31 protein-coding genes and 3 tRNA genes are annotated in these 22,902 nt (G+C 42.5%); 20 read left to right on the forward strand and 14 right to left on the reverse strand.

Going from position 1 to position 22,902, the window contains the following annotated elements:
• The first annotated feature begins 260 nt into the window (after positions 1–260).
• Both rpmB and rpmG read left to right on the forward strand, forming a co-directional pair.
• A complete protein-coding gene (gene rpmB, locus ACXAC4_RS00930; protein WP_058028557.1) occupies positions 261–497 on the forward strand; it encodes a 50S ribosomal protein L28 in 237 nt (78 codons plus the stop codon).
• Between the two features lie 11 nt (positions 498–508).
• Complete coding sequence (gene rpmG, locus ACXAC4_RS00935; RefSeq protein ID WP_005493124.1) at positions 509–664, forward strand: 50S ribosomal protein L33; 156 nt, start codon at positions 509–511, stop codon at positions 662–664.
• 142 nt (positions 665–806) lie between these two features.
• Here the strand turns inward: rpmG and asd are convergent, their stop codons facing one another.
• Positions 807–1,664, reverse strand: coding sequence for an archaetidylserine decarboxylase (asd, locus tag ACXAC4_RS00940; RefSeq protein ID WP_475158396.1), 858 nt, complete (start codon positions 1,662–1,664; stop codon positions 807–809).
• Positions 1,665–1,724: 60 nt separating this feature from the next.
• On the reverse strand, positions 1,725–2,783 hold the full coding sequence (gene rsgA, locus ACXAC4_RS00945) for a small ribosomal subunit biogenesis GTPase RsgA (protein WP_475158398.1): 1,059 nt from the start codon (positions 2,781–2,783) through the stop codon (positions 1,725–1,727).
• A gap of 202 nt (positions 2,784–2,985) precedes the next feature.
• On the opposite strand from rsgA, the gene orn reads away from it, so the two are divergent.
• The 17 genes from orn (at position 2,986) to alr (ending at position 14,228) form a co-directional block, all read left to right on the forward strand.
• Positions 2,986–3,531: an oligoribonuclease gene (gene orn / locus ACXAC4_RS00950; protein WP_475158399.1), complete on the forward strand. Its 546-nt coding sequence runs from the start codon at positions 2,986–2,988 to the stop codon at positions 3,529–3,531.
• 96 nt (positions 3,532–3,627) lie between these two features.
• Positions 3,628–3,703 (forward strand) — tRNA-Gly (locus ACXAC4_RS00955).
• A gap of 118 nt (positions 3,704–3,821) precedes the next feature.
• A tRNA-Gly gene (locus ACXAC4_RS00960) sits at positions 3,822–3,897 on the forward strand.
• 191 nt (positions 3,898–4,088) lie between these two features.
• Complete coding sequence (rpsF, locus tag ACXAC4_RS00965) at positions 4,089–4,430, forward strand: 30S ribosomal protein S6 (protein WP_058028561.1); 342 nt, start codon at positions 4,089–4,091, stop codon at positions 4,428–4,430.
• A 29-nt stretch (positions 4,431–4,459) separates the two neighbouring features.
• Complete coding sequence (priB, locus tag ACXAC4_RS00970; RefSeq protein ID WP_130254141.1) at positions 4,460–4,783, forward strand: primosomal replication protein N; 324 nt, start codon at positions 4,460–4,462, stop codon at positions 4,781–4,783.
• Positions 4,784–4,794: 11 nt separating this feature from the next.
• Positions 4,795–5,022, forward strand: coding sequence for a 30S ribosomal protein S18 (gene rpsR, locus ACXAC4_RS00975; protein WP_010386263.1), 228 nt, complete (start codon positions 4,795–4,797; stop codon positions 5,020–5,022).
• A 36-nt stretch (positions 5,023–5,058) separates the two neighbouring features.
• Entirely contained in the window at positions 5,059–5,511 is a 453-nt protein-coding gene (gene rplI, locus ACXAC4_RS00980; RefSeq protein ID WP_138481601.1) for a 50S ribosomal protein L9, read from the forward strand.
• A 268-nt stretch (positions 5,512–5,779) separates the two neighbouring features.
• Positions 5,780–6,208: a type IV pilin protein gene (locus tag ACXAC4_RS00985; RefSeq protein WP_475158401.1), complete on the forward strand. Its 429-nt coding sequence runs from the start codon at positions 5,780–5,782 to the stop codon at positions 6,206–6,208.
• The gene (locus ACXAC4_RS00990; RefSeq protein WP_349284773.1) at positions 6,192–6,656 is read left to right on the forward strand and encodes a GspH/FimT family pseudopilin; all 465 of its coding nucleotides are present in this window, start codon (positions 6,192–6,194) and stop codon (positions 6,654–6,656) included. The genes ACXAC4_RS00985 and ACXAC4_RS00990 overlap by 17 nt, the downstream gene beginning before the upstream one ends.
• Positions 6,647–7,072, forward strand: coding sequence for a type IV pilus modification PilV family protein (locus ACXAC4_RS00995; protein WP_475158403.1), 426 nt, complete (start codon positions 6,647–6,649; stop codon positions 7,070–7,072). Before ACXAC4_RS00990 ends, ACXAC4_RS00995 begins: the two co-directional genes overlap by 10 nt.
• On the forward strand, positions 7,056–7,592 hold the full coding sequence (locus tag ACXAC4_RS01000) for a prepilin-type N-terminal cleavage/methylation domain-containing protein (RefSeq protein ID WP_475158405.1): 537 nt from the start codon (positions 7,056–7,058) through the stop codon (positions 7,590–7,592). The genes ACXAC4_RS00995 and ACXAC4_RS01000 overlap by 17 nt, the downstream gene beginning before the upstream one ends.
• Positions 7,589–9,412, forward strand: coding sequence for a DUF7305 domain-containing protein (locus ACXAC4_RS01005; protein ID WP_475158407.1), 1,824 nt, complete (start codon positions 7,589–7,591; stop codon positions 9,410–9,412). The genes ACXAC4_RS01000 and ACXAC4_RS01005 overlap by 4 nt, the downstream gene beginning before the upstream one ends.
• A gap of 174 nt (positions 9,413–9,586) precedes the next feature.
• A complete protein-coding gene (locus tag ACXAC4_RS01010; RefSeq protein ID WP_475158409.1) occupies positions 9,587–10,150 on the forward strand; it encodes an RNA polymerase sigma factor in 564 nt (187 codons plus the stop codon).
• Positions 10,143–10,619 carry a hypothetical protein gene (locus ACXAC4_RS01015; RefSeq protein ID WP_475158410.1) on the forward strand — a complete coding sequence of 159 codons (477 nt, stop codon included), beginning with the start codon at positions 10,143–10,145 and terminating at the stop codon, positions 10,617–10,619. Before ACXAC4_RS01010 ends, ACXAC4_RS01015 begins: the two co-directional genes overlap by 8 nt.
• 10 nt (positions 10,620–10,629) lie before the next feature.
• Positions 10,630–11,568 (forward strand): DUF4097 family beta strand repeat-containing protein, encoded by a 939-nt coding sequence (locus ACXAC4_RS01020; RefSeq protein WP_475158412.1) that lies wholly within the window; start codon positions 10,630–10,632, stop codon positions 11,566–11,568.
• Positions 11,569–11,714: 146 nt separating this feature from the next.
• The gene (gene dnaB / locus ACXAC4_RS01025; protein WP_058028570.1) at positions 11,715–13,094 is read left to right on the forward strand and encodes a replicative DNA helicase; all 1,380 of its coding nucleotides are present in this window, start codon (positions 11,715–11,717) and stop codon (positions 13,092–13,094) included.
• Between the two features lie 45 nt (positions 13,095–13,139).
• Positions 13,140–14,228, forward strand: coding sequence for an alanine racemase (alr, locus tag ACXAC4_RS01030; RefSeq protein WP_475158413.1), 1,089 nt, complete (start codon positions 13,140–13,142; stop codon positions 14,226–14,228).
• A gap of 34 nt (positions 14,229–14,262) precedes the next feature.
• Here alr and ACXAC4_RS01035 read toward each other — a convergent pair whose 3' ends face one another.
• From ACXAC4_RS01035 to yjgA, 7 genes are all read right to left on the reverse strand, one after another.
• On the reverse strand, positions 14,263–14,691 hold the full coding sequence (locus ACXAC4_RS01035; protein WP_475158414.1) for a secondary thiamine-phosphate synthase enzyme YjbQ: 429 nt from the start codon (positions 14,689–14,691) through the stop codon (positions 14,263–14,265).
• The gene (locus ACXAC4_RS01040) at positions 14,688–15,155 is read right to left on the reverse strand and encodes a chemotaxis protein CheX (RefSeq protein ID WP_138481578.1); all 468 of its coding nucleotides are present in this window, start codon (positions 15,153–15,155) and stop codon (positions 14,688–14,690) included. The genes ACXAC4_RS01035 and ACXAC4_RS01040 overlap by 4 nt, the downstream gene beginning before the upstream one ends.
• Positions 15,156–15,224: 69 nt before the next feature.
• Positions 15,225–15,659 carry a transcriptional repressor gene (locus ACXAC4_RS01045; protein WP_058028574.1) on the reverse strand — a complete coding sequence of 145 codons (435 nt, stop codon included), beginning with the start codon at positions 15,657–15,659 and terminating at the stop codon, positions 15,225–15,227.
• 140 nt (positions 15,660–15,799) lie between these two features.
• Positions 15,800–16,171: a rhodanese-like domain-containing protein gene (locus ACXAC4_RS01050; protein WP_475158417.1), complete on the reverse strand. Its 372-nt coding sequence runs from the start codon at positions 16,169–16,171 to the stop codon at positions 15,800–15,802.
• Between the two features lie 164 nt (positions 16,172–16,335).
• Positions 16,336–17,007, reverse strand: a complete 672-nt coding sequence (locus ACXAC4_RS01055) for a YiaD family glycine zipper/OmpA-like lipoprotein (protein ID WP_475158419.1) — start codon at positions 17,005–17,007, stop codon at positions 16,336–16,338.
• 178 nt (positions 17,008–17,185) lie between these two features.
• Positions 17,186–17,262 (reverse strand) — tRNA-Ile (locus ACXAC4_RS01060).
• Positions 17,263–17,450: 188 nt separating this feature from the next.
• A complete protein-coding gene (gene yjgA, locus ACXAC4_RS01065; RefSeq protein WP_138481572.1) occupies positions 17,451–17,972 on the reverse strand; it encodes a ribosome biogenesis factor YjgA in 522 nt (173 codons plus the stop codon).
• 130 nt (positions 17,973–18,102) lie between these two features.
• Between yjgA and pmbA the strand changes: the two genes are divergently transcribed.
• Complete coding sequence (gene pmbA, locus ACXAC4_RS01070) at positions 18,103–19,452, forward strand: metalloprotease PmbA (RefSeq protein ID WP_475158420.1); 1,350 nt, start codon at positions 18,103–18,105, stop codon at positions 19,450–19,452.
• Between the two features lie 58 nt (positions 19,453–19,510).
• Here the strand turns inward: pmbA and mgtE are convergent, their stop codons facing one another.
• From mgtE to hpf, 5 genes are all read right to left on the reverse strand, one after another.
• Positions 19,511–20,869, reverse strand: coding sequence for a magnesium transporter (gene mgtE / locus ACXAC4_RS01075; RefSeq protein WP_349284760.1), 1,359 nt, complete (start codon positions 20,867–20,869; stop codon positions 19,511–19,513).
• A gap of 117 nt (positions 20,870–20,986) precedes the next feature.
• Positions 20,987–21,262 carry an HPr family phosphocarrier protein gene (locus ACXAC4_RS01080; RefSeq protein ID WP_138481566.1) on the reverse strand — a complete coding sequence of 92 codons (276 nt, stop codon included), beginning with the start codon at positions 21,260–21,262 and terminating at the stop codon, positions 20,987–20,989.
• 3 nt (positions 21,263–21,265) lie between these two features.
• Positions 21,266–22,114, reverse strand: a complete 849-nt coding sequence (rapZ, locus tag ACXAC4_RS01085; RefSeq protein WP_138481564.1) for an RNase adapter RapZ — start codon at positions 22,112–22,114, stop codon at positions 21,266–21,268.
• A gap of 17 nt (positions 22,115–22,131) precedes the next feature.
• Entirely contained in the window at positions 22,132–22,584 is a 453-nt protein-coding gene (ptsN, locus tag ACXAC4_RS01090) for a PTS IIA-like nitrogen regulatory protein PtsN (RefSeq protein WP_390448007.1), read from the reverse strand.
• A 2-nt stretch (positions 22,585–22,586) separates the two neighbouring features.
• A complete protein-coding gene (hpf, locus tag ACXAC4_RS01095; RefSeq protein ID WP_130255587.1) occupies positions 22,587–22,874 on the reverse strand; it encodes a ribosome hibernation promoting factor in 288 nt (95 codons plus the stop codon).
• Positions 22,875–22,902 lie beyond the last annotated feature (28 nt).

Here is a 22,902-nt window from a genome sequence, read left to right on the forward strand (position 1 = left end):
AAGAAAACGTTAAAAAACGCAGCTTTGCTCAAAATATTGCAAATTAGTTTAATTTAAATGCAGTTTTTACTTTCCTAAGCACGATTCGATCATTATAATTGGCCGCTATCAAATTTACATATGAGCTGATTGATAGGACTAGATCCTTGATCTTTGCCTGCTAATGCTGTATAAAGAGCGCCCTCTGATTTACCCCAGGGCAAACAGTTAAGGCCCAAGGGAAAATTAAGCTCGAGCGAAGTTATTGGAGATATATAGACATGTCTAAAGTCTGTCAAGTTACAGGTAAGCGCCCAGTGGTAGGTAACCACCGTTCACACGCGCGCAACGCTACTAAGCGTCGCTTCCTACCTAACCTACAAACGCACCGTTTCTGGGTTGAAAGCGAAAAACGTTTTGTTACTTTACGTACTACTACTAAAGGTATGCGTATTATCGATAAAAAAGGCATCGACGCGGTATTAGTAGATATCCGTGCTCGCGGCGAAAAAGTTTAAGGAGCTGAATCATGCGTGATAAGATCCGTTTAGTTTCAACTGCTGGTACTGGTTATTTCTACACTACCGACAAGAACAAGCGTAACATGCCTGAAAAAATGGAAATCAAAAAGTACGATCCTAAAGTACGTAAGCACGTGATTTTCAAAGAAGCTAAAATCAAGTAATTTTAGTTTTATAGAATTCAAAAACCCAGCCTCGGCTGGGTTTTTTGTTTTTAAATAAAGCGAGTTTCTAGATTAAAAAAGCCATCAATACAAAGTATGATGGCTTTTCTATTTATACCAATTAACTAAAGTTGAATTAGTATTATTTAATTGCTGCGAATGGCGTGCCCATACGAGTTACTGTTTCAGGCTGCTCGCTATCTAAGAAGTCAGCTTGATCTTTACCCCAAGCTAAAATGACCGTTGAGCCTAGCTTAAAGCGGCCCATTTCATCACCTTTCTTTAAATGGATCGCTTTGTCGCCCTCTGCAGGATAATTCCATGTCATGACGTCACGACCAGCCGGTGGTGTAACTGTCCCTGCCCAAATTGTTTCGATGCTTGCCACAATCGTTGCACCGACTAAAGTCATCGCAAGTGGGCCTACTTTGGTATCGAAAATCGCCACGACACGCTCGTTTCGCGCAAACAAGTTAGGTACGTTTCTCGCAGTGAGTGGGTTAACCGAGAATAGGTCGCCTGGTACATAAATCATCTTACGCAACGTGCCGTCAATTGGCATGTGGATACGGTGATAGTCTTTTGGTGCCAAATAAATACAGGCAAACTTACCGCCCATAAACGGGTCTGCATCGTCTTTATCACCACCGTGTAAGTCTTGTACGCTGTAGTTATGACCTTTAGCCTGAATAAGTTGACCATCAACAATATCGCCTAACTGGCTGATAGCGCCATCTACAGGGTGAGTAATGATGCTTTCGTCTTCTGTTAATGGGCGAATGCCTGGTTTTAATGGGCGAGTAAAGAACTCATTAAAGGTTTTATAGTGCGCAGGATCTTCGTAAAGTGCCTCGCTCATATCAATCTTATACTGCTTGATAAATGCCTTAATTAAAGAAGTTGTCACGGAGCCTGCTTCAGCAGCAGCTAACTTACCAACTAGGCGAGAGATCCCATGCTTAGGCATGGCGTATTGCATGGCAATTTTAAATTTATCCATGGGGACTATAAATTCCTAAAAATAATTAGCGCAGATACTAACATATAAACTGTAAATTTTTTAAACTCTTGGCGCACGAGCACCCGCGCGGCCATCAGCCATTGATTCTAGAATACGGTGGTAGCTGTCAAAACGTAGTTCTGTAATTTTTCCCTCATCAACCGCTTCGACCAGAATGCATCCAGGGTCATTGAGGTGCTTACAATCTCTAAAACGGCAGCCGCCTATATACTCGCGGAACTCTTTAAAGCACCAAGTTACGCGTTCAACATCTAGGTGCCATAAACCAAATTCACGGATCCCTGGTGAATCAATCAGATTTCCGCCGCTAGGTAAGTGATGTAATCGTGACACAGTCGTGGTGTGCTGACCGAGACCGCTATTTTCAGAGACTTCTTTGGTAAGAATATCCGCATCAGGGAGTACGGTATTTACCAGTGTTGATTTACCAACCCCTGATTGGCCTACAAAGATGTTATTTTTACCCACTAATACTTGCTTCAGCGCGTCAATACCTTCGCCGGTTTTGGTGCTGACAAGGTGAACTTTGTAACCTAATTCACGATAGATATCTAAAATCTCGTTAATGAACTCGAGACCTTCGTCATCAATCAAGTCGATTTTATTAAGCACTAAAATGGGCTCGATACCCATATCTTCACAAGCCACTAAATATCGGTCGATAATCTGTGGGGTGAACTCAGGTAAAATTGCAGATACCATCAGAATTTGGTCAATGTTTGCTGCAACGACTTTAACGCCATCATAAAAATCGGGTCGAGTAAGCTGTGAACGGCGTTCTTCAATGGCTTCTATAACGCCTGCTAAATCTCCATCACTGACCTTGGCACGACGAAAGAAGACTTCATCACCACATACTAAGCCGCCAACGGTTCTACGAATATTACAGCGTAAAACTTCGCCATCAGACGTTTCTATATCGGCATGTTGGCCGAAACGGCTGATCACCACTGCATTTTCAGTTGGACCTAAATTGTCGGTTTGCCACTGGGTATCTTGTTGCTCGCCATGCTGCTGTTTAGCTTTACGCAAGCGTTTTTGATGGTTGGCACTGATCCGACGGGATTGGCCTTTACTGAGTTTCTTTTGTTTTGCCATAGTTACTTAGCTTGTCACTGATCAAAATTGCAATTAATAAAATTGCCTAAAATCACCCTGTTTACTTTGTGAGCATGGCTTAAATGGGCTATAACTCAATTAAATTAAGCGCTTTTAAAAAAAAAGCTTTAGGTAAACAAGTGAAGCTAATATGATATATCTAATTGCATTGGATCTAAAGGAAGTACCGCTAAGGTAGTTTATGTCTTTTAATGAATCAAATTTGATCTGGCTAGATCTTGAAATGACGGGCTTAGAGCCTAAAACAGATAAAATCTTAGAAATTGCTACGGTTATTACTGACGGCGATTTAAATGTATTAGCTGAAGGCCCTGTTATTGCTATTCATCAAAGTGATGATCTGCTAGACAACATGGACGAGTGGTGCACTAATCAACACGGTCGTTCAGGTTTGACAGCACGCTGTAAGGCCAGCAAGTTCACTGAAGACGATGCCATTGCACAAACTTTAGAGTTTTTAAAAGAGTGGGTACCACCAGGTAGCTCGCCTATGTGTGGTAATTCAATTGGCCAAGACCGCCGCTTTTTAAATAAGTATATGCCTGAACTTGAGGCTTACTTTCACTATCGCAACCTAGATGTGAGTACAGTGAAAGAACTTGCACGTCGTTGGAAGCCTGAGCTACTAGGTCAAGTGAAAAAGAAAAGCTCACACTTGGCACTAGACGACATAAAAGATTCAATAATGGAATTAAAGGTTTATAAAGAAAAGTTCTTTAACCTTTAAAAACTGCTTGCAAAGCCCCTGCATTATTGTAGAATCCTGCCCCGCTTAAGAGAGTAACTCTGCGGGGTTTCTTATTTCTAGAGCAAATATTGTGATGCGGCACTAGCTCAGCTGGTAGAGCGCAACCTTGCCAAGGTTGAGGTCACGAGTTCGAACCTCGTGTGCCGCTCCAATTTCCAAAATTTTGTTTTACACAAGTTAATCATGTGATGCGGCACTAGCTCAGCTGCGTCGGGTAATAGACGCGACCTTTGCGATATTACAAACAAATCAAGAGCTAAATATGGAATGCGGCACTAGCTCAGCTGGTAGAGCGCGACCTTGCCAAGGTCGAGGTCACGAGTTCGAACCTCGTGTGCCGCTCCAATCTTCTGCTTCAAATATACCCTTACTCACTTATAATCTTGATTAATAATTAGTCTTTTCTTGCTTTTTTCATTGCCAAAACTCCCAACTCAACGTAGAATACGCGCTCATTTCGGCTATCACATTTAGTTCCTTGCCTTCCCCCGACTGGCCGAAACGGGACAAGGCTATATTAACCGTAAGGAATATCCATGCGTCATTACGAAATCGTATTCATGGTTCACCCAGATCAAAGTGAGCAAGTACCTGGTATGATCGAGCGTTATACTGGTTCTATCACTGAAGCTGGTGGTCAAATTCACCGTCTAGAAGACTGGGGTCGTCGTCAACTGGCTTACCCAATCGAAAAGCTTCACAAAGCACACTATGTTCTAATGAACGTTGAAGCACCAACTGAAGTAATCAACGAGCTTGAAACTTCTTTCCGCTACAACGATGCAGTGCTACGTAACCTAGTTATGCGTACTAAAAACGCTGTAACTGAAGCGTCTCCTCTTGTTAAAGAAGAGAAAAAAGAAGCAGCTTCTGCTTAATCGTTATTGAATCTGGATTGATTAAATAGGTGACACAGCCTGATCTGTATACAAATCAATATGTGCTCTCGGGTACGGTTTGTAAAACACCCAAATTTAGTCAAAGCCCAGCTGGTATTCCACATTGCACGTTTGTACTTGAGCACAAATCAATGCAAGTCGAAGCCGAACTAAACAGAAATAGTTATGTTCGTCTAAGTGTGGTTGCAAGCGGTGCACAATTACAGAATCAAACACAGCATTTATACGTTGGGCAGGCAATACAAGTACGCGGTTTTTTAAATCGTCACGAAAACCGAAATGGTTTAAGTCAACTTGTCTTACATGCACAACATATTGAAAGAATTAATTGAGGAAATTACTCATGGCACGTTATTTCAGACGTCGTAAGTTCTGCCGTTTCAAAGCGGAAGGCGTACAACAAATCGATTACAAAGATCTAGCTACTCTTAAAAACTATGTAACTGAAAGTGGCAAAATCGTACCTAGCCGTATCACAGGTACTAGCGCTAAATACCAGCGCCAGCTAGCAACTGCTATCAAGCGTGCTCGCTACTTAGCCCTTCTTCCATACACTGACTTACATAAGTAAGCAGCGGATTAACTCGTTTTTAAAAGGTGTAGAAACATGCAAGTTATTCTACTAGACAAGATCGCAAACCTTGGTAACTTAGGTGACCAAGTTGCAGTTAAATCTGGCTTCGCTCGTAACTTCTTATTCCCTAAAGGTAAAGCAGTTCCAGCGACTAAAGCTAACATCGAAACTTTCGAAGCTCGTCGCGCTGAATTAGAAGCGAAGATTGCTGAAGAACTAACAGCTGCTCAAGCACGCGCTGAGAAGCTAGAAGCATTAGCTGAAGTTACTCTAGTATCTAAAGCTGGTGACGAAGGTAAGCTATTCGGTTCTATCGGTACACGTGACATCGCTGACGCTATCTCAGCTGTTGGTGTTGAAGTTGCTAAATCAGAAGTTCGTCTACCTCTAGGTACTATCCGTGAGACTGGCGAATTTGACGTTGCAATCTCTGTACACTCAGACGTAACTGCTACTATCAAAGTAATCGTTATTGCTGAAGCTTAATCTCTGATTAAGTATTGAAAAGCCGCGTGTTATGCACGCGGTTTTTATATAAAAAATAAAAACTATCAAACTCCCTCTTCGTTTAAACATCTCACGGATCTGAGCAAACGGTACATTGTGTAATTACATGTAATCCGTTCCTTTTTCATAAACATATATTATGTGGTATTTTAACTGCGGGTTTTGTCATACCTAATAACAAGTTAAGCTTTTGTTCCTTGTTAGGTTTGTGTTAAAAATGACAGCGCTGTTTTGTTTTGGGTAGAGTATGAATTCTAGAGTAATTACAAAAGGTTTTACGCTAATTGAGCTGTTAATTGTGGTTGCAATTGTTGCGATTACAACGACACTGGCGTATCCATCTTATCAAAGGTATATCCAAGATGGGCATCGTTCAGATGCACAACATGGTATGTTGCAAACTGCGGCAATTTTAGAGCGAATTTACTCAAGAAACGGTGGTTATCCACATAGTAATAGCTTTACGGATTTACCTAAATCAGCAGTTTATACGTTCGAGTATAAACATGACCCAGATTTACCGGCAGGGTCACCTGACTTTAGAAGTTTAAAGTTCACCTTAAAAGCAAAGCCAAAAGCCGGTAGTGTCCAGTCTTCTGACAGGTGTGCCGTTTTAGAGATCGACCAAACTGGTAAAACAACAGCAAGTGGGAATGGCAATGACTGCTGGAAATAAGCAAAAGTCACGCGGCTTTACTATGATTGAGTTATTAATCACGCTTGGTTTAGTGAGTATTTTAGCCATGCTAGCCGCTCCATCATTTGCTCAGTTTATAAAACAAGAACGCCTGACTAAAACAGCCAACCAATTAAACGCTGTGTATCGTTACGCCAGAAGTGAAGCGGTAAAGCGAGCTCAAACAGTTATTCTTACTAAACAAGACACCTCTTGGTTAGTAGAAATTGAAGTCGCAGGTGGCAGGGAGACGTTACGACAGTTCGACTCTAATTACCCAACAGTCAGTGCAGAGCTAGTTGATCGTATGATACGTTCAACGGGTGAATTAAATTTACAAAGCAATATTTTAATCTCTGACAACGATACTAATACCGACGATTATCGTTTATGTATTTTGCGAAGTGGGCAAAGCTGGTTAGGTAAGGCAGAAGAAAATTGCGCGTAAATGCTGGTTTTTCATTGCTAGAAGTATTGGTGTCTATGTTTATTGCGAGCATAGCGCTGATTGGTTTGGGTGTAACACAGCTGAAGTCACTGCAGTTCGCCAATAATAGCTTTGATTATACCGTCTCTCTTGTGCAGGCGCAGAATGCGATCGAACGCATGTGGCCGGAGCTTTGTGAAATACAGCATAACGCGCCATCAAAGTTTACAGAGCAAGCATTTAGAGAGTCGTTACAGCCACCTGATAGCTTATCTTTTAGGTACGCTTTAACATTACCAGCGGCTTATAGTGGTGAGATGCCCATCACTGTGGCATGGCAAGATTTACGTGTGCCAGAGGAGGCTCAAAAGCAACTGCTTAATCAGGTCACATTGAATGCAAGTTTTGTCGAGGTGCCGAATGTGTGTAACCCATAAAGCGAGACAATCAGGATATACATTACTTGAGATGTTGGTGGCGATGGCGGTCGGCTTGTTTCTACTTGCTGGTGTTGCCATGTCTTATTCGGCGATAAAAAGTACAGTAAGAATGACCCAAGAGCTATCGGATGCGCAAGAGGTGATCCGTTATACCAGCCAAGTATTTACGCGTAGTGTTAAGCAAACAAACAGTGAGCCTATTATTAGCGCAGCCCCTTTGACGATTCAATTTCAGCAACTTGCCAATGTATTATCTTGCCAAGGCACGACCCCAGCTGTGGATTACACTGAAACTTATGCACTTGAAAATGGTTATCTAACCTGTGACATTGGCGATGGTAACGGCGCGCTACAACTACTCAAGGGCATAGAGGCCATTAACTTTGCATATAATAATAATCTAGTCAGCGTGACGGTCAAACCGATAAATATGCCAAGTCACTTTGGAGTAGGGCTGCAAATAGATATTGCCACCACGCAATTAATTCTGCTCGAAGCATTTAGGGAAAGCGTATGAAGCAGCAGTCAGGATTCACTTTAATCAAAGTCATGTTAATGAGCACGATGGCCAGTGTCGTGGTGTTTGGTGCACTTAAAGAAACAGTGATCCAAGAGCGTTTAACGGGTAACTTTCAAAAAGATATGAATGCACGTTTACTCGCTGAAAAAGGTATTTTTACGGCGGCTAAAAGTTTGCAAACAGCAGTATCAAATAACACCAACTTGACCGTTGATGAGTTAGTTAACCAATATGGTTTACACGCCGGAAACGGTGATATAGGCGATGACACGGCTTATAAAGCACACTTAAGTAAAAATGCTGATGGGTTACTTGAAATTACGAGTCTAGGTCAGCGCTATTATGGTGATGCGAATCAACAACTTGTTGCTCGTTTTGAATTAAAACCTGGAGATGTTAAATCACCCTTTCAACATGCTGTTACGGGTTGTAAAGGTGTTAATTTATCAGGTAGTGGTGTCGTTGATAGTTATGACTCTAGTAAAGGCCCATACTCTGAAACTAACCGCGATTCTTCTGGTCATGTAAATACTGTGATTGGTGACTCTAGCGTCACAATTACCGGTAACTCGCCGATTAAAGGCGATGTGAAAGCATCGGGAGTGATATATCTTAAAGGCTCTTCACCTATTATCGGAGATGTACACTCAAATACTGGTGTGGAGATCAGTGGAGGGGGCGGTACGGGTTATCGTGTTGAGGGCAATGTCTACTCTGGAGGTTTTTTCACACATCGCGGTGGTGAGGTAAAGGGATATGTTCGAGCGGCGGGCAATGTCGACATGAAATGGGGGAGTAAGATCATTAATGCAAACAATGATCCCTACGACATCATGTATGGGGGGACGGGTAAGTTCCCTGCGAGTTATCACGCACAAGATAGGGTTGAACTCGACGATGGTACAGTAAGGCGAGATGTTCGTTATACAGACGATTACTTCAGAAAAATGCCAGAGATAGAGCCTGTTAAAGTGTATGACCCAAGCTCTCCAGATTATGATCCTGCGAAGCCAAATAAAGAGTGTGACCCCTTTGAATTACCACTGAACATGCCGGACGTGATGGCTCAAAATCCAAAGCGAAGTCAAGATTTCGCTGTTGGAGCGACACAGAACTATCAATTTACACCAGATATAGGCCGCTTGATGACATCTCAAGTTGGCATCAAAAAGGCTGTTGCGTTAGATTCCGAAAAAGCAGAGATCTATTTGTTTGATAACTTAAGTCAACGACATGGCATTACAGGCACGACTGAAGAGCGCGTGTTTGGTATGAAAAACTTTAAGTTATACAGTGATGGGAAAATGACTATCACAGGGGGCGATGTCATCTTTTTAGTCGATGGTGATTTTGTGCTAAGTGGTAATGCCAAGTTAACCATTGAATCTGGCAGTAGTTTAACTGTATTTACTACCGGTAAAGTGATCTTAGGTGCAAGCGGTCAAGTGATCACAGAAAAAGAGGGGCTGACGGTAAGTGGTATCCCCAGTTTGAATTTCTTTTCTTCATATTCTGGCAAAGATGGTTTTCAGGTAAAAGGGGCATCAGATATGTATGCGACAATTTATGCGCCCTTAACACAAGTAAAACTCTCAGGAAGTGGACAACTCTATGGCACCGTTCGTGGCTCAATTATTGACTCTTCTGGTGGCAGTGGTGTGCATTTTGATTCGGCTCTGAAAGATGTGAATTTTGGCTCAGGCGGCGGTAGCAATGAGAAACCTCAGCTTATTTTCAAAGGTTGGTTCTTTGAGCCGGCCAAACCTTTGCCTGCTCTAGAAGAAGACGAAGGAGAGACCTCTAACACTGATAACTAACAGTGCAATATGTAACTAACAGCATTTCATTGCAAAACTAGTTTTGCTTTGTAATGCTGTCCCCTCAATTTTTTTAAATTTCTTTTAAACCTTTTTAAGCCAAGGTGGCGTCTTAGATAATAATAATGAAGCAAAACGCCAAACTGGGTAGAAACCCGATAAAGGAATAACGTCATGTTAATCGATGCCAAACAGGCATTTTCGAATACGAATAAAGATGAGCAAACAGATGACCTTGTATATAGAGTACAACAAGGTGATCAAGCTGCGTTTGCCCAGCTTTACCGTCAGCATGAAAAACCTGTATTTGCGTTATGTTTGAGGCTGCTTGCAGATCAACAGCATGCAGAAGATGTCTCACAAGAAGTGTTTGTACAGTTGTGGCATAAAATCTCACAGTTTCAGGGTCAGTCAAAGTTTTCAACTTGGTTGTATAGTGTAACGAGCAATATTGCCATTAGCTATTTACGCAAACATAAAAACTGGCTGCAAAAAGTCGTGAGCTTTGAACAAAGCGGTATGGATGAACAAAGCCTAGCCATGTGTAATGGCTTAAACGGGCTCGACAAGCTTATTTTGCGTTTACCTGAACGTGCACGTTTGGTGTTTGTACTTCATGCAGTTGAAGGCTATCGCCATGAAGAAATAGGCAATATGTTAGGCATGGCTGTTGGCTCAAGTAAATCGCAATATCATCGCGCAAGACAATTATTACAGGAGTGGTACGAGCATGAGTAAAGTCAACTTTGACGACTTCTTAAAAGAAGAGCTAACAAAACCAAGTGAAGTAGCGCCTAGTCGCGACTTATGGCCGGGTATTGAGCGAGCAATTGCAGAGCCAGCTAAAAGCAGTGTCAATGATAAACAGTATTGGCCCAAAGTGACCGGTATTGCAGCGTGTTTTATTGCGGGTTTACTCGCATGGAATGTCAGTGTAATGGGTCCTGAACAAAACACGATGAGAGATTTAAGTGCATTGTTTGAACAGCAAAAACAAGCATTACTCGTACAATATGAAGCACAGCCGGCTTTGACAAATGACTGGCAACAACAACTTGATGAACTAGAGCAGGCCGAGCAAGCTGTGAAGCTTGCCTTACAAAACGACCCTGAAAATGCAGCGTTGCTTAAGATGCTCGCGCAGGTTTATCAGCAACAATTAGATTTAATCAACCGTGTACATGCACCAAGTTGGCAACAAATTTAGGAGAAGAAAGATGAAAAAATTACTAACAGGACTGCTATTTTTCCCCATTGCTTGTATTGCCGGTGAAGCCATCGATAAGCAAATTTCAGTACCCGCCAATGGTAAGATTGTAATAGAAAACCAACGCGGTGAAGTAGACATTAAATCTTGGGACAAGTCAGAGTTTAAGGTTACGGGTTCACTCGATGATATTGCTAAAGGTTATAAACTTGAGAACAATGGCTCTGTCACCGAGTTTATTGTTGAAATGCCTAAGCGTTATAAAGGCTGGAATAAAGGCGATGGTTCTAAACTGACTATTTATATGCCAAAAAACAGTGAGTTGAGCTTTGAAGGCATAAATGTGAATATCTCTGCGACTGAATTATTAGCCGGTGCCCGTATTAAAACGGTTAACGGTGACATCAAAGCGACGCAGCTTGAAGGTAAAGTAAGCCTTGAAACGGTTAATGGCGATGTTGATGCAAACAATCTATCGGGTGATTTACGCTTTGAAACGGTCAATGGTGACATCAATGATACTAACTCTAAAGGTGAATTGCGATTCAATGCCGTGAATGGTGATATTGAAAGTGACACTGAAGCGACAGATATTCGTCTTGAAAACGTTAATGGCGAAGTAGACTTCAAAGTTGCCTCTTTAAGGGACTTGCGTCTAAATACAGTAAACGGCGAGATTAAAGTACAAGTTAAAGTGCTACAGTCTAATGCTCGCATTAATATGGATACTGTAAGTGGTGATGTTCGCTTGTATTTCCCGAGCGACGTGTCAGCTCGCTTTGATATTGATGCACACTCAGGCGGTCGCATAATCAATGAGTTAAGCAGTGATAAAGTAAAGAAAGCCAAGTATGGCCCGTCACGTGAATTAGAATTTATTCTTAATGGCGGTGATGCCGATGTTGAAATTGATACCGTCAGTGGTCGTATTGAATTAAAGAAAAACTAGGCACATCGTAAAGTTGATAAGAGGTCTCTATGTGAGGCCTCTTTTTATTTCAGCTATTCTAATAATTAGAAAGTCGCTTTACGCTTTTAAGTTGCTTCGCTAGGAGCTAAAATACTCCTCTTAATTCTTTCAGATTGTGTAGTGCTATGGCTAAACCAGATCATCAAGTCGATACCCTCAAAGTTCCTCCTCATTCAATCGAAGCCGAGCAGTCAGTGCTTGGTGGTTTAATGCTTGATAATCAGGCGTTTGACCGTGTTGCTGAGTTGGTTGTATCGCAAGACTTTTACACTCGCACGCATAAATTAATTTTTGAAGCGATGGAAAAGCTGGTTGAGCAAAGTCAACCTATCGACTTAATCACTATCTCTGAAAGCCTAGAAAAGAATAACCAACTGAGTGCAGTGGGTGGTTTTGCCTATTTAGCTGAAATTGCTAAAAATACGCCAAGTGCTGCTAACATCGATGCTTATGCTGCGATTGTACGTGAGCGTGCGGTTGTTCGTGAGATGATCACGGTTGCCAATGAAATTGCTGAAGCGGGCTTTAACCCTGAAGGGCGTGATAGCCATGAACTACTCGATTTAGCTGAAAGTAAAGTATTTAAAATTGCAGAGCAGCGCTCAAAAAGCACTGAAGGCCCACAAAGTATTCACTCAATCTTAGAAAAAACAGTCGATAAGATTGAAGAGCTTTATCAGTCACCGCAGGACGGTGTAACAGGGGTAAGTTCTGGCTATAACGACTTAGACCAAATGACAGCAGGTTTACAGCCGTCAGATTTAATCATCGTAGCGGCACGTCCTTCAATGGGTAAAACCACCTTTGCAATGAACTTGGCTGAGCATGCGGCGATGACCCAAGACAAGCCTGTACTGATTTACTCACTAGAGATGCCCTCAGAACAGATCATGATGAGGATGTTGGCTTCTTTAGGTCGAATTAACCAGACTAAGGTACGTACAGGTCAGTTAGATGACGAAGATTGGGCGCGTTTATCGTCAACCATGGGTCTATTGATGGAAAAAGGCAAGATGTACATTGATGATGCATCAGGCCTAACACCAACCGATGTGCGCTCTCGTGCACGCCGTATTGCTCGTGACCACGGCGGTATCAGCATGATCATGGTCGACTATTTGCAGTTAATGCGTGTACCTAGCTTATCAGATAATCGTACCCTTGAGATTGCCGAAATCTCTCGTTCATTAAAAGCACTAGCAAAAGAGTTACAATGCCCGGTTATCGCGCTGTCTCAGCTTAACCGTACCCTAGAGCAACGTGCTGATAAACGACCGGTAAACTCCGACTTACGTGAATCGGGTTCAATCGAGCAGGATGCCGACTTAATCATGTTCATCTATCGTGATGAAGTGTATAACGAAGACAGCCCAGATAAAGGCGTGGCAGAAATAATCATAGGTAAACAGCGTAATGGTCCAATTGGTAAGGTTAGGTTAACCTTCCAGGGGCAATTCTCTCGTTTTGACAATTACGCAGGCCCTGCATTTGATGATGAGTATTAAGCACTAGCAGCTTAATACTTTTGCAGGTCGCACACGAGAGGCAGTATGAGATTAGCAACCGCAGAAATTAACTTAACCGCGCTGGAACAAAACCTCGCACGTATCAAAAAAATTGCCCCAAACAGCAAAGTGATGGCAGTATTAAAAGCCAATGCATATGGGCATGGCTTGGTGACGATTGCACAGCATTTGCAAGGGGCAGATGCATTTGCTGTGGCCAGAATCGATGAAGCTTTGGCACTTCGAGCAGGTGGCCTGACCAAACCTATCGTCTTATTAGAAGGTTTCTTTGAAGCGAGTGACTTACCTATTTTACTGGCGAATAACTTCGAAACTATCATTCATGACGAGCATCAATTAACTGCACTAGAGCAGGCCAATTTAGATGCACCGATTGCTACTTGGCTTAAAATAGATACCGGTATGCATCGTTTAGGGGTTGAGCCTGAACAACTAGAGCAGTTTTATGCTCGTCTTAAAGCCACTAAAAATGCTAAGCGTAATGTGCGTTTAATGACGCACTTCCCCTGTGCTGACGATACTAATAACGAAAAAACGCTTTCTCAGATCCAACATTTTTCCAAATTAGTCGGTGATAAAGTCGAACAAACTTGTTTGGCCAATTCTGCGGGCATAATTGCTTGGCCAGATAGCCATGGCGACTGGATAAGACCCGGACTTATGCTATATGGCGTTTCACCTATGCTTGACTCAGTCGGCTCAGAGCATGGTTTATCAGCGGTGATGTCTTTAAAAACACGCGTGATAGCAAAGCGTGCTATTCCTGCGGGAGAGCGAGTAGGCTATGGTGGTCGTTGGCAGAGTCAAACAGCTACACAACTTGCTGTAGTTGCAATGGGCTATGGTGATGGTTATCCGCGTCACGCTCAAGAAGGCACACCGGTTGTGATCAATGGCAAACGATATGGTATTGTCGGCAGTGTGTCGATGGATATGATTACGGTAGACATTGGCGCAGAGAATGACTTAGTTCAGGTCGGTGACGAAGTTGAAATGTGGGGTGAAAACTTACCAGTAGAAGAAGTGGCACAGTGTGCTGGTACTATTCCTTATGAACTGCTGTGTAATGTCACGCCGAGAGTGAGTTACCAATACATAAAAGATAAAAAATAAGCGGCCAATGTGCCGCTTATTTTTTGATGTGAAATCAATAAAGTTCGCCAGACAAGGTGGCAATAATACTTCTGCCGCCGGCGCAGTCTCTATGCTCACCTAAATACACACCTTGCCACGTCCCCAACACGAGTCGCCCATGACTAATTGGAATGGTGATCTGGCAGCCAAGCGTGCTTGATTTGATGTGAGCAGGCATATCGTCGTCACCTTCATAGTCATGCTTATAGTAGGGCTGACGTTCAGGCACAAAACGATTAAAGTGGCTTTCCATGTCCATACGCACGGTCGGATCAGCATTTTCATTGATTGTTAAACTGGCCGACGTATGCTGCAAGAATAAATGCAAAAGGCCAACTTGATAGTTATGGATCTCGGGAAGTTGTTTGAGAATGTCATCGGTAATTAGGTGAAAGCCGCGAGACTTCGCGGCTAGGGTGAATTTAGCTTGCTGCCAACTCATAACTTATCGAAGCTCACCTCGATATTGGCATTACCGTCAGCCGAAGTGAATGGCATAATAATTTTAGCGCCTTCACATTTGTGCGTAATGGTGTGACCTGGGCCCGACACTACAATCGGGGTTGCCATATCAAAGTCATAGCCTTTTTCACCGAGTAAGTTTTTTGCGCCGCCAGTTACCATATTGGTGATTTCACCCACCATATCTGTCACTTCTTCATTTATTGCATCTGGGCGCTCGCCAAGCATGCGCTCCATGATTGTTAGCGCTAGTTGCTCATCAAAGGTAATAGAAAAAGAACCCTTAGTCTGTGGGCCTACCATACCGATCAAGCCCGATACATCGCCTTGCGCAACTTCACCTTTTTTGATTTTTGGTTTACCAGGTGTCAGCTCTGTTTGAGCCATGGTTGCTAAGACATTTATTAATGATGATAAAAAAGGGTTTATGAACTCTACTTTCATGTGCTGTTCCCTTGATTCTTAATTATTCAGTTCTAGGTTAAGTGTAGTGGTTTAATTGCATAACTGCACTTAGTCTTTACACTTTTCACACTTGCCATGTGCTTCTATTGTTTGGTTACTTACCTGAAAGCCTCGCTCAGACGCTAAGTTATTCAGTTCATGCGAAATTAAACTTGAATGAAGCTCGTCAACATGCCCACAATCATCACAGATCAACAACTGTACAGGATGAATATGGTCGAAATGATGACACAGCATAAATGCATTGGTGCTTTCAATTTTATGGATAAAACCAAGCTCAGATAAAAAGTCTAAAGCGCGATAAATCGTTGCTGGCTTAGCACCAGGCTCAGAGACTTTTAATTCTTCTAAAAGATCATAGGCACCCACGCCACCTTGCTTAGCAGCAAGTAGACGGAAGACTTTTTCACGGATCGCCGTAAAACGTGCGCCACGGTTATCACAGACTTGTTTTGCTTTATCGACTAATTGTTCAACATTCATACTTTAAAATCCTTACACTGCCAAACAATACTATCACATTCTTTAAAATAGTCTTGTTTTCGTGATGATTTATTCCGATATCTCAGCATGTTTAATCATCTTGAAGTGGTGACAAGAGGGCAAATAAAATACTTAAAGTGTTATTTCACAGTGGGCAAACTCTCAGCCTGCCAAGCATTCATATCACCGCTTAAGTGTAAAAGGTTAAATCTGTCTTTAGACAGCGCACGTTCAAAGATCCCCGCTCTACGACCTGAGCGACAGTATACAACAAGCGTTTTTTGTTTTAGTGAATTGAGTAAATCTTGGTGCTGTTCGATCTTATTAAAAGGAATGTTAATAGCCCCTTTTACATGTCCCGCTGCAAATTCTTCAGGGCTTCTGACATCGATAATTTGATGTGGTGTTGCAGACATTTGATTAATTAGTAGTGCCTGTTGGGATATTTGCTCAGTTTTACCTAAAGCAACGAAACTACATAACAGTATTGAAAGTAGTAGAAAAAAACGCATAGTTATCTCCTATTCATATATTGAGTAATCATACATATAAAATGAAGAAAAGGTTTAGAAGTTCAAGAAGAAAATCTATCAAAATAGGCTCAGTAAAGGGAAATACATTGGAAATGAGAAAGCCCAGTTCTTATATGTGAGCTGGGCTAAAGTATGAAATGAAATTACTTCTTCGCAGGGAAGATGCTGATTTCAACACGTCTGTTACAAGTGCGGCCAGCTTTGGTGCTGTTATCGCAAATAGGCAGAGACTCACCTAGACCTTCGGTGAATAAACGATTTGCTGCAACCTTCTGGCTTTGTAAGTAAGCTTTTACTGAGTTCGCACGCTTTTCAGAGAGAGTTTTATTTAAAGACTCGCTACCTGAGCTGTCAGTATGACCTTCGATTAATAGCTGCGTATCAGGATACTCAACAAGTACTTTCGCAACACCATCTAGTGTCTGATAAATTGAAGTACTTAACTTGTCTGAACCTGAATCAAAGCCGATACCGTTTTGCATAATTAATACGAGTTTATCTTCACCCACCCTTTTTACTTGAACGCCAGAGTTCATTAACTCTTCGCGAAGTGCAGCTTCTTGCTTATCGAAGTAATAGCCAACACCTGCACCGATTGCACCTCCGGTAGTTGCACCAATTAGCGCACGCTTTCTGCGATCATCAGCATCTTTACCGGTCGCTAGACCTACGATGGCACCCGATACTACGCCAATAATGGCGCCTCTTGTTGCTGAGTTTGTTTCGGTCTCACCCGTAGTCGCATTTTGACGCTGCGACATTTGACAACCTGAAACTAAAATTAATGCACTCAGTGCTACTGCTAATTTTTTCACGTAATGTTCTCGACTTGATGCTTAGGTTAAAATAAACGCATAGAGTTAGAAATGAGCTAGTGCCTAGATACTAGACTTTAAGCCATTAAAAACATGTATATTGTAATATGAGTAATGAGTTTAAAAAGCTTTGATTATAAAAAGATGAATTTGAATGAAGTATGAATATAGGAGTAAATGGTGGCCCCACCTGGACTCGAACCAGGGACCTAACGATTATGAGTCGTGTGCTCTAACCAACTGAGCTATAGGGCCATTTAGAAGTGCTTGAAACCGAATGGAATCGTAAAAAGCGCAGGCAGTATAAAAATTTTTATAAGGCTTGTCACCACTTAAAGTCGAAAAAATCTACTTATCTTGTTCAATTGCTTAATAAAGAATCATTTTTTAAAGAGGGGAGAAACTGCGGCTAACTGTTCAACCGCAGCAATCACACTCAGAGATTAAGGCATCATGACTTCTTTAAGATACTGAAATAGATCTTTGTGGCCTTTTGCTGGCTTTTCGGCTTTGGCTTCTTTCGCTGCTTGGCGAACTAATTGGCGAAGTTTTTGTCTTTCCAGCGACGGGTACTGTTCTAAAAGCGCGTTAATTAAGCTGTCACCATTATTGATTAACTCAGTTCTGGTTGATTCAATCTTGTTAAGTAAAACATCGGCTTGATTGTTTTTGTTCAGCATTAACTCAATAGCAGCTTCAATGTCAGCGACATTGTCTGTAAGGCGGAGTGTTTTACTGATGTAGTTAATATGACGGCGATACGCTTCAGATTTCGCTCTGATCTTGTCAGCAACAACCATGGCTTCTATAAGGTCATCACTTAGCGGTAACTTATCACGCTGCTTTTTACTCATAGCTGCTAAATCGATAGCTAGTTGTTGGTACTGCTGTGCGTCACGTTTTAGCTCGCTTTTTGAAACGTAAATAATTTCTTCTTCAATAACGGGTTTCTTTTTTTTAGCCATGGTGCGGAGTTTCTATAAAAATTTTGCGGATTATAACAATTATACGTCATAAATGCTGTGCCTTGATAAGGCGAAGTCGAATATGTGTGTTAGCATTTAGATATTAAAGGTGTTTTTAGAGAGCATAACTATGAAATCTGAGCAGCAAAGTGCGATTTTTACTCAAATAGATGAAGTCAAACAGGCCGTATCAGAGGCGTTGTCCCACGCAACAAAACTTGGTGCAACAGCAGCAGAAGCCGCAATGTCGAGCACTTCAGGCTTGTCTGTGAGTACGCGGATGGGTGAGGTTGAGACCATTGAGTTTAACCAAGATGGTGGTCTTGGGATCAGTGTATATGTGGGCAATCATAAAGGTTCTGCATCAACCGCTGACCTGAGCCCTAAGGCGCTTCGCTCTGTGGTTGAAAAAGCCATTGATATTGCGAAGTTTACTTCGGATGACCCATGTAATGGTGTCGCTGATAAAGCGCTGCTTGAGATGTCTCCGCCAGATTTAGACTTATATCACCCTTGGGAAGTAACGCCAGAGCAGGGTGTTGAGCTGTGTATTGAAGCTGAAAAAGCGGCATTAGAGTTTGATGAGCGTATTGTTAACTCAGATGGTGCGAGCTTCTCTAGTCATGAAGGCTTACGAGTTTATGGTAATACTCATGGTTTTTTAGCGGGCTTCCCGAGAACACGTCATAGCTTAAGCACTATGGTGATTGGTCAAGATGGCGAGCAAATGCAGCGCGATCATGCTTATACTCTCAGTCGTGATCAATCTGGTTTAAAATCGGCACAATCGGTCGGCCTTGAAGCCGCTGAGTCAACCATTGCTCGTTTGAACAGTAGAAAAATTGCCACCATGAAGACGCCTGTGGTGTTTCGAGCGGATATTGCGAATAGCTTGTTTGGGCATTTGGTTTCAGCAATCGGTGGTGGTGCGTTATATCGTAAGTCGAGCTTCTTGTTAGACTCTTTGGGTAAGCAAATTTTTAGTGACAAAGTAAATGTGTCAGAGCGCCCTCATTTATTGAAAGGATTAGCGTCTAGCCCATTTGATAGTGAAGGGGTAAAAACGCTGGATCGTGAAATCATTCATGGTGGCGAGTTGCAAACTTACTTACTCGCGAGTTATGCGGCAAGAAAAATGGGTATGACAGCCACAGGCCATGCTGGCGGTATCCATAATTGGTTAGTGCAGCAGACGCACGATGACCTAAAGGCTGTTCTTAAGGAAATGGGCACAGGGTTGTTAGTGACAGAATTAATGGGCCAAGGTGTGAATACAGTAACAGGAGATTACTCTCGAGGCGCAGCTGGTTTTTGGGTTGAGCAGGGCGAGATCCAATATCCGGTGAGCGAAATCACCATTGCTGGCAATCTAAAAGACATGTTCATGAATGTGCAGGCCATTGGTGGAGATATTGAAGCGCGTGGTAGTGTACAAACAGGGTCGATATTAATTGAGTCAATGCAGGTCGCAGGGGAATAGGCCTTAATTAAAGTAAAAGCCCGCGATATTGAGCGGGCTTTTTTGTGTTTGGAGGGGTCTAAACTAAGAACCAGGTCGCTGTGCCTAAGAAGGCAAAGATACCCACAATATCTGTGACTGTGGTAAGAACCACACTGCCCGCAAGGGCTGGATCTATGTTCATACGCTTTAAGATGATGGGGATACTGGCACCGGCTATACCGGCTGCAAGTAAGTTCATGAACATAGCAAAGGCGATCACGCCACCGAGTACGAAATCCCACTGCCATATGGCGACAACACCTGCGATTAACAGAGACCAAAGCACACCATTTAGTGCCCCGATGGCGAGCTCTTTACCAAGCAAGAACTTCTGGTTGGTGTTGTTGATATGGCCAAGGGCAATACCACGAATAACTAAAGTTAGGGTTTGGCTACCAGCCACCCCACCCATACTAGGTACAATGCCATTAAGTACCGCTAAAATAGGGAGTATATCTAGTGTACTTTCGAAAAAGCTGGCGACAAAGGCGGCAAGCAAAGCCGTTAAAAGGTTAATGCCAAGCCAGATAGAGCGGCGCTGGCTACTTTTCAAAACCGGTGCGAAGGTATCTTCTTCATCATCTAGACCCGCCATGCTTAACAAGCTGTGTTCAGCGTCTTCACGAATAACGTCTACGATGTCATCAATGGTGATTCGACCAAGCAGTTGTAAGTTATCATCAACAACCGCTGCTGAAATCCAGTTATGACGTTCGAAGAGTTGCGCCACGTCACTTTCATCCATTGAAACGGGAATAGTTTCTTTCTCATCATCCATGAGTTCTGCAACCACTTTATCGGGTGAGTTCGTTAAAAGGGTTGCGACAGGCAGCGCCCCGATAAACTGGTTTTCTTTATCGACGACATATAAATCGTCGGTGCCATCGGGTAACTCGCCTCGTAGGCGTAAATAACGCAGTACCACGTCGAGCGTCACATCAGGTCTAATGGTGACCGTATCTGTGCTCATTAATGCACCCGCAGAGCGCTCTTGATAAGAAAGCGCTTGGGTTGCCCTTGCCCTATCTTGTGCGTCCATTGCGCCGACAACGTCTTGATAGACGTCATCAGGTAAGCTTCTTAGTACTTCACCTAAGTCATCGTCATCCATATCCTCAGTTGCGGCTGCAATGAGCTCTGGATCCATTTGGTTGATAATACCAATACGAACGTCTTCAGATAGCTCTTCGAGTACATCACCTTGAATATCAGGGTCAACTAATTGCCATAGCTGTGTACGCACTTTGTGCGGGGAAGATTCAAGTAGTAATGCGGTGTCGCAGGGGGGAGTTTCAGCCAGAATACGCCTAACCTGAACAAACTGACCATTGTTTATTGCGTGCGTTACTTGTTGTAATTGTTGCAACGTATAGTCTTGTTCTAAGGCTTCTGGCATAGGCAATCCATTTATTAGGTGGTGTGCACCGAGAATAAAGGTTTAGGCAGTTACTGTGGGCGCCTAAAAGAGTGCCTTAAGTTTAACGTAATTTTTGCAGAGTTACCAAGTGCTTGGTTACTCATCTTCATGAAATTTTTGTGCAATTAACTCGCCAATGGCTGTGAGTGCAGGCTGGGCATCTGGACCTTCACAGCACACTCGAAGCTGCTTACCATGACTGCTTTCAAGCATGAGCAAAGCGAGTACACTATCACCAGGAGCTTCTTTGTCATCTTGGTAAAGGGTGATCTGCGCATCAAACTGTTGGGCTAATTGTGCAAGTACTGTGGCTGCGCGTGCATGCAGACCACACTTGTTTTGGATTAGAAAAGTATCTTCTGCCTTAACCATACTTTAGTCTACGTCTTGTTCGCGGTGACGTATTTGCACATTGTTATGAGTTTTAGCAAAGCTTTCACCAATGGTTTGTGCTAGGTAAACAGAGCGGTGTTGTCCGCCAGTACAACCAATTGCAATGGTTAAATAGCTGCGATTATTGCGCTCTAGATGAGGTAACCAAGTCTGGACAAAGGTTTGGATCTGCCACGTGAACTTTTGCACTATGCTGTGGCTTGCCAGATAATCTTTAACTGGTTGATCTAAACCTGTCAGTGGTTTTAGTTCAGGCTCCCAATGCGGGTTTGGTAAAAAGCGCGCATCAAATACATAATCGGCTTGTTTAGGGATCCCATGTTTAAAACCAAAAGATAAGAAAGTAATGATAAGTTGCTTATCTTTTTTGCCAAGGATCTGCTCTCGAATGGTTTCAGCTAGCTGGTGTACACTTAAATCTGTCGTATCGAGCAGCACATCTGCGCGTGTGATTAACACATCGAGTAATTTCTTTTCTTCTTTAATTGCTAAATCAAGCGGCAGGTTATTTAAAGAAAGCGGATGCAATCGGCGTGTTTCTGAAAAGCGTTTGATCAGTGCTTGGTCATCACTATCTAAATAGAACAGCGTGGGATTTGCAAAGCCTGGTAAGTATTCAAGAATATCATTAAATTCTTGTTGCTCTTTTGGCAGGTTACGAACATCGATACTGACGGCTATTTTGTCATAGTTATCAGAAACACTTCTAACCAAAGAAGGAAGGAGATTAACTGGAATGTTATCAACACAATAATAACCTAGGTCTTCCAATACCCTTAAGGCAACGGATTTGCCCGACCCTGAGCGACCACTAATGATGATCAGTTCCATGGATTCCTCTCTGTTAATTAATCTTGAAGTGCAATAAGTTGATAGAGTGCCTCATCGTCTTTTGCGTGACGAAGTTGCTTGCAAAACTCTTTGTTGTTTAGTTTATCAGCAATTGCAGCTAAGGTCTTTAGATGTTCTGCATTATTACCTTCAGGTACAAGCATTGCCAAGAGAATATCGACTGGTCGGTTATCTATTGCGTCAAAATCAATACCGTTTTGATTAGTCACTAAAATGGCAAAAATAGTATCAATGCCTGTAAGGCGGCCATGAGGAATAGCAATACCTTTGCCTATGCCTGTGCTGCCTAGTTTTTCCCGCGTTAGGAATGCATCTAATATTTCGTGGGCGTTATGCTCTGGAAGGTGTTGGCTCGCTAATTCACTGATGTACTCTAGCGCACGTTTTTTGCTATTAAAAAGGACCGCAGCTTTACTGCAGTCCTTGTTGATAATCGAGCTAAGTTTCATGGTTAGTGTCGAGTTAATTTCTCTTTGTGTTTGATAACTTGGCGATCGAGTTTATCAACGAGTTTATCAATGGCTGCGTACATATCAGAGTGTTCATCTGAAGCGAAAATTTCACCGCCATTTAAATGAACGGTAGCTTCGGCTTTTTGTACCAGCTTCTCAACATCTAAGATCACGTGAACGTTATTAATGTGATCAAAATGCCTTTCTAGCTTTGCAAACTTCGTGTTTACATAGTCTCTTAATGAATCTGTAATTTCTACGTGACGACCAGTTAAATTTAGTTGCATAAGCATTTTCCTTCTCTTGGTTTACGTC

The organism is Pseudoalteromonas sp. AWM4_233, from assembly GCF_056158285.1.

Coding starts and splice junctions, on each gene's coding strand:
- rpmB (WP_058028557.1), top strand. CDS start 261: ATGTCTAAAGTCTGTCAAGTTACAGGTAAGCGCCCAGTGGTAGGTAAC.
- rpmG (WP_005493124.1), top strand. CDS start 509: ATGCGTGATAAGATCCGTTTAGTTTCAACTGCTGGTACTGGTTATTTC.
- asd (WP_475158396.1), bottom strand. CDS start 1,664: ATGGATAAATTTAAAATTGCCATGCAATACGCCATGCCTAAGCATGGG.
- rsgA (WP_475158398.1), bottom strand. CDS start 2,783: ATGGCAAAACAAAAGAAACTCAGTAAAGGCCAATCCCGTCGGATCAGT.
- orn (WP_475158399.1), top strand. CDS start 2,986: ATGTCTTTTAATGAATCAAATTTGATCTGGCTAGATCTTGAAATGACG.
- rpsF (WP_058028561.1), top strand. CDS start 4,089: ATGCGTCATTACGAAATCGTATTCATGGTTCACCCAGATCAAAGTGAG.
- rpsR (WP_010386263.1), top strand. CDS start 4,795: ATGGCACGTTATTTCAGACGTCGTAAGTTCTGCCGTTTCAAAGCGGAA.
- rplI (WP_138481601.1), top strand. CDS start 5,059: ATGCAAGTTATTCTACTAGACAAGATCGCAAACCTTGGTAACTTAGGT.
- ACXAC4_RS00985 (WP_475158401.1), top strand. CDS start 5,780: ATGAATTCTAGAGTAATTACAAAAGGTTTTACGCTAATTGAGCTGTTA.
- ACXAC4_RS00990 (WP_349284773.1), top strand. CDS start 6,192: ATGACTGCTGGAAATAAGCAAAAGTCACGCGGCTTTACTATGATTGAG.
- ACXAC4_RS01000 (WP_475158405.1), top strand. CDS start 7,056: ATGTGTGTAACCCATAAAGCGAGACAATCAGGATATACATTACTTGAG.
- ACXAC4_RS01005 (WP_475158407.1), top strand. CDS start 7,589: ATGAAGCAGCAGTCAGGATTCACTTTAATCAAAGTCATGTTAATGAGC.
- ACXAC4_RS01010 (WP_475158409.1), top strand. CDS start 9,587: ATGTTAATCGATGCCAAACAGGCATTTTCGAATACGAATAAAGATGAG.
- ACXAC4_RS01015 (WP_475158410.1), top strand. CDS start 10,143: ATGAGTAAAGTCAACTTTGACGACTTCTTAAAAGAAGAGCTAACAAAA.
- ACXAC4_RS01020 (WP_475158412.1), top strand. CDS start 10,630: ATGAAAAAATTACTAACAGGACTGCTATTTTTCCCCATTGCTTGTATT.
- dnaB (WP_058028570.1), top strand. CDS start 11,715: ATGGCTAAACCAGATCATCAAGTCGATACCCTCAAAGTTCCTCCTCAT.
- alr (WP_475158413.1), top strand. CDS start 13,140: ATGAGATTAGCAACCGCAGAAATTAACTTAACCGCGCTGGAACAAAAC.
- ACXAC4_RS01035 (WP_475158414.1), bottom strand. CDS start 14,691: ATGAGTTGGCAGCAAGCTAAATTCACCCTAGCCGCGAAGTCTCGCGGC.
- ACXAC4_RS01040 (WP_138481578.1), bottom strand. CDS start 15,155: ATGAAAGTAGAGTTCATAAACCCTTTTTTATCATCATTAATAAATGTC.
- ACXAC4_RS01045 (WP_058028574.1), bottom strand. CDS start 15,659: ATGAATGTTGAACAATTAGTCGATAAAGCAAAACAAGTCTGTGATAAC.
- ACXAC4_RS01050 (WP_475158417.1), bottom strand. CDS start 16,171: ATGCGTTTTTTTCTACTACTTTCAATACTGTTATGTAGTTTCGTTGCT.
- yjgA (WP_138481572.1), bottom strand. CDS start 17,972: ATGGCTAAAAAAAAGAAACCCGTTATTGAAGAAGAAATTATTTACGTT.
- pmbA (WP_475158420.1), top strand. CDS start 18,103: ATGAAATCTGAGCAGCAAAGTGCGATTTTTACTCAAATAGATGAAGTC.
- mgtE (WP_349284760.1), bottom strand. CDS start 20,869: ATGCCAGAAGCCTTAGAACAAGACTATACGTTGCAACAATTACAACAA.
- ACXAC4_RS01080 (WP_138481566.1), bottom strand. CDS start 21,262: ATGGTTAAGGCAGAAGATACTTTTCTAATCCAAAACAAGTGTGGTCTG.
- rapZ (WP_138481564.1), bottom strand. CDS start 22,114: ATGGAACTGATCATCATTAGTGGTCGCTCAGGGTCGGGCAAATCCGTT.
- ptsN (WP_390448007.1), bottom strand. CDS start 22,584: ATGAAACTTAGCTCGATTATCAACAAGGACTGCAGTAAAGCTGCGGTC.
- hpf (WP_130255587.1), bottom strand. CDS start 22,874: ATGCAACTAAATTTAACTGGTCGTCACGTAGAAATTACAGATTCATTA.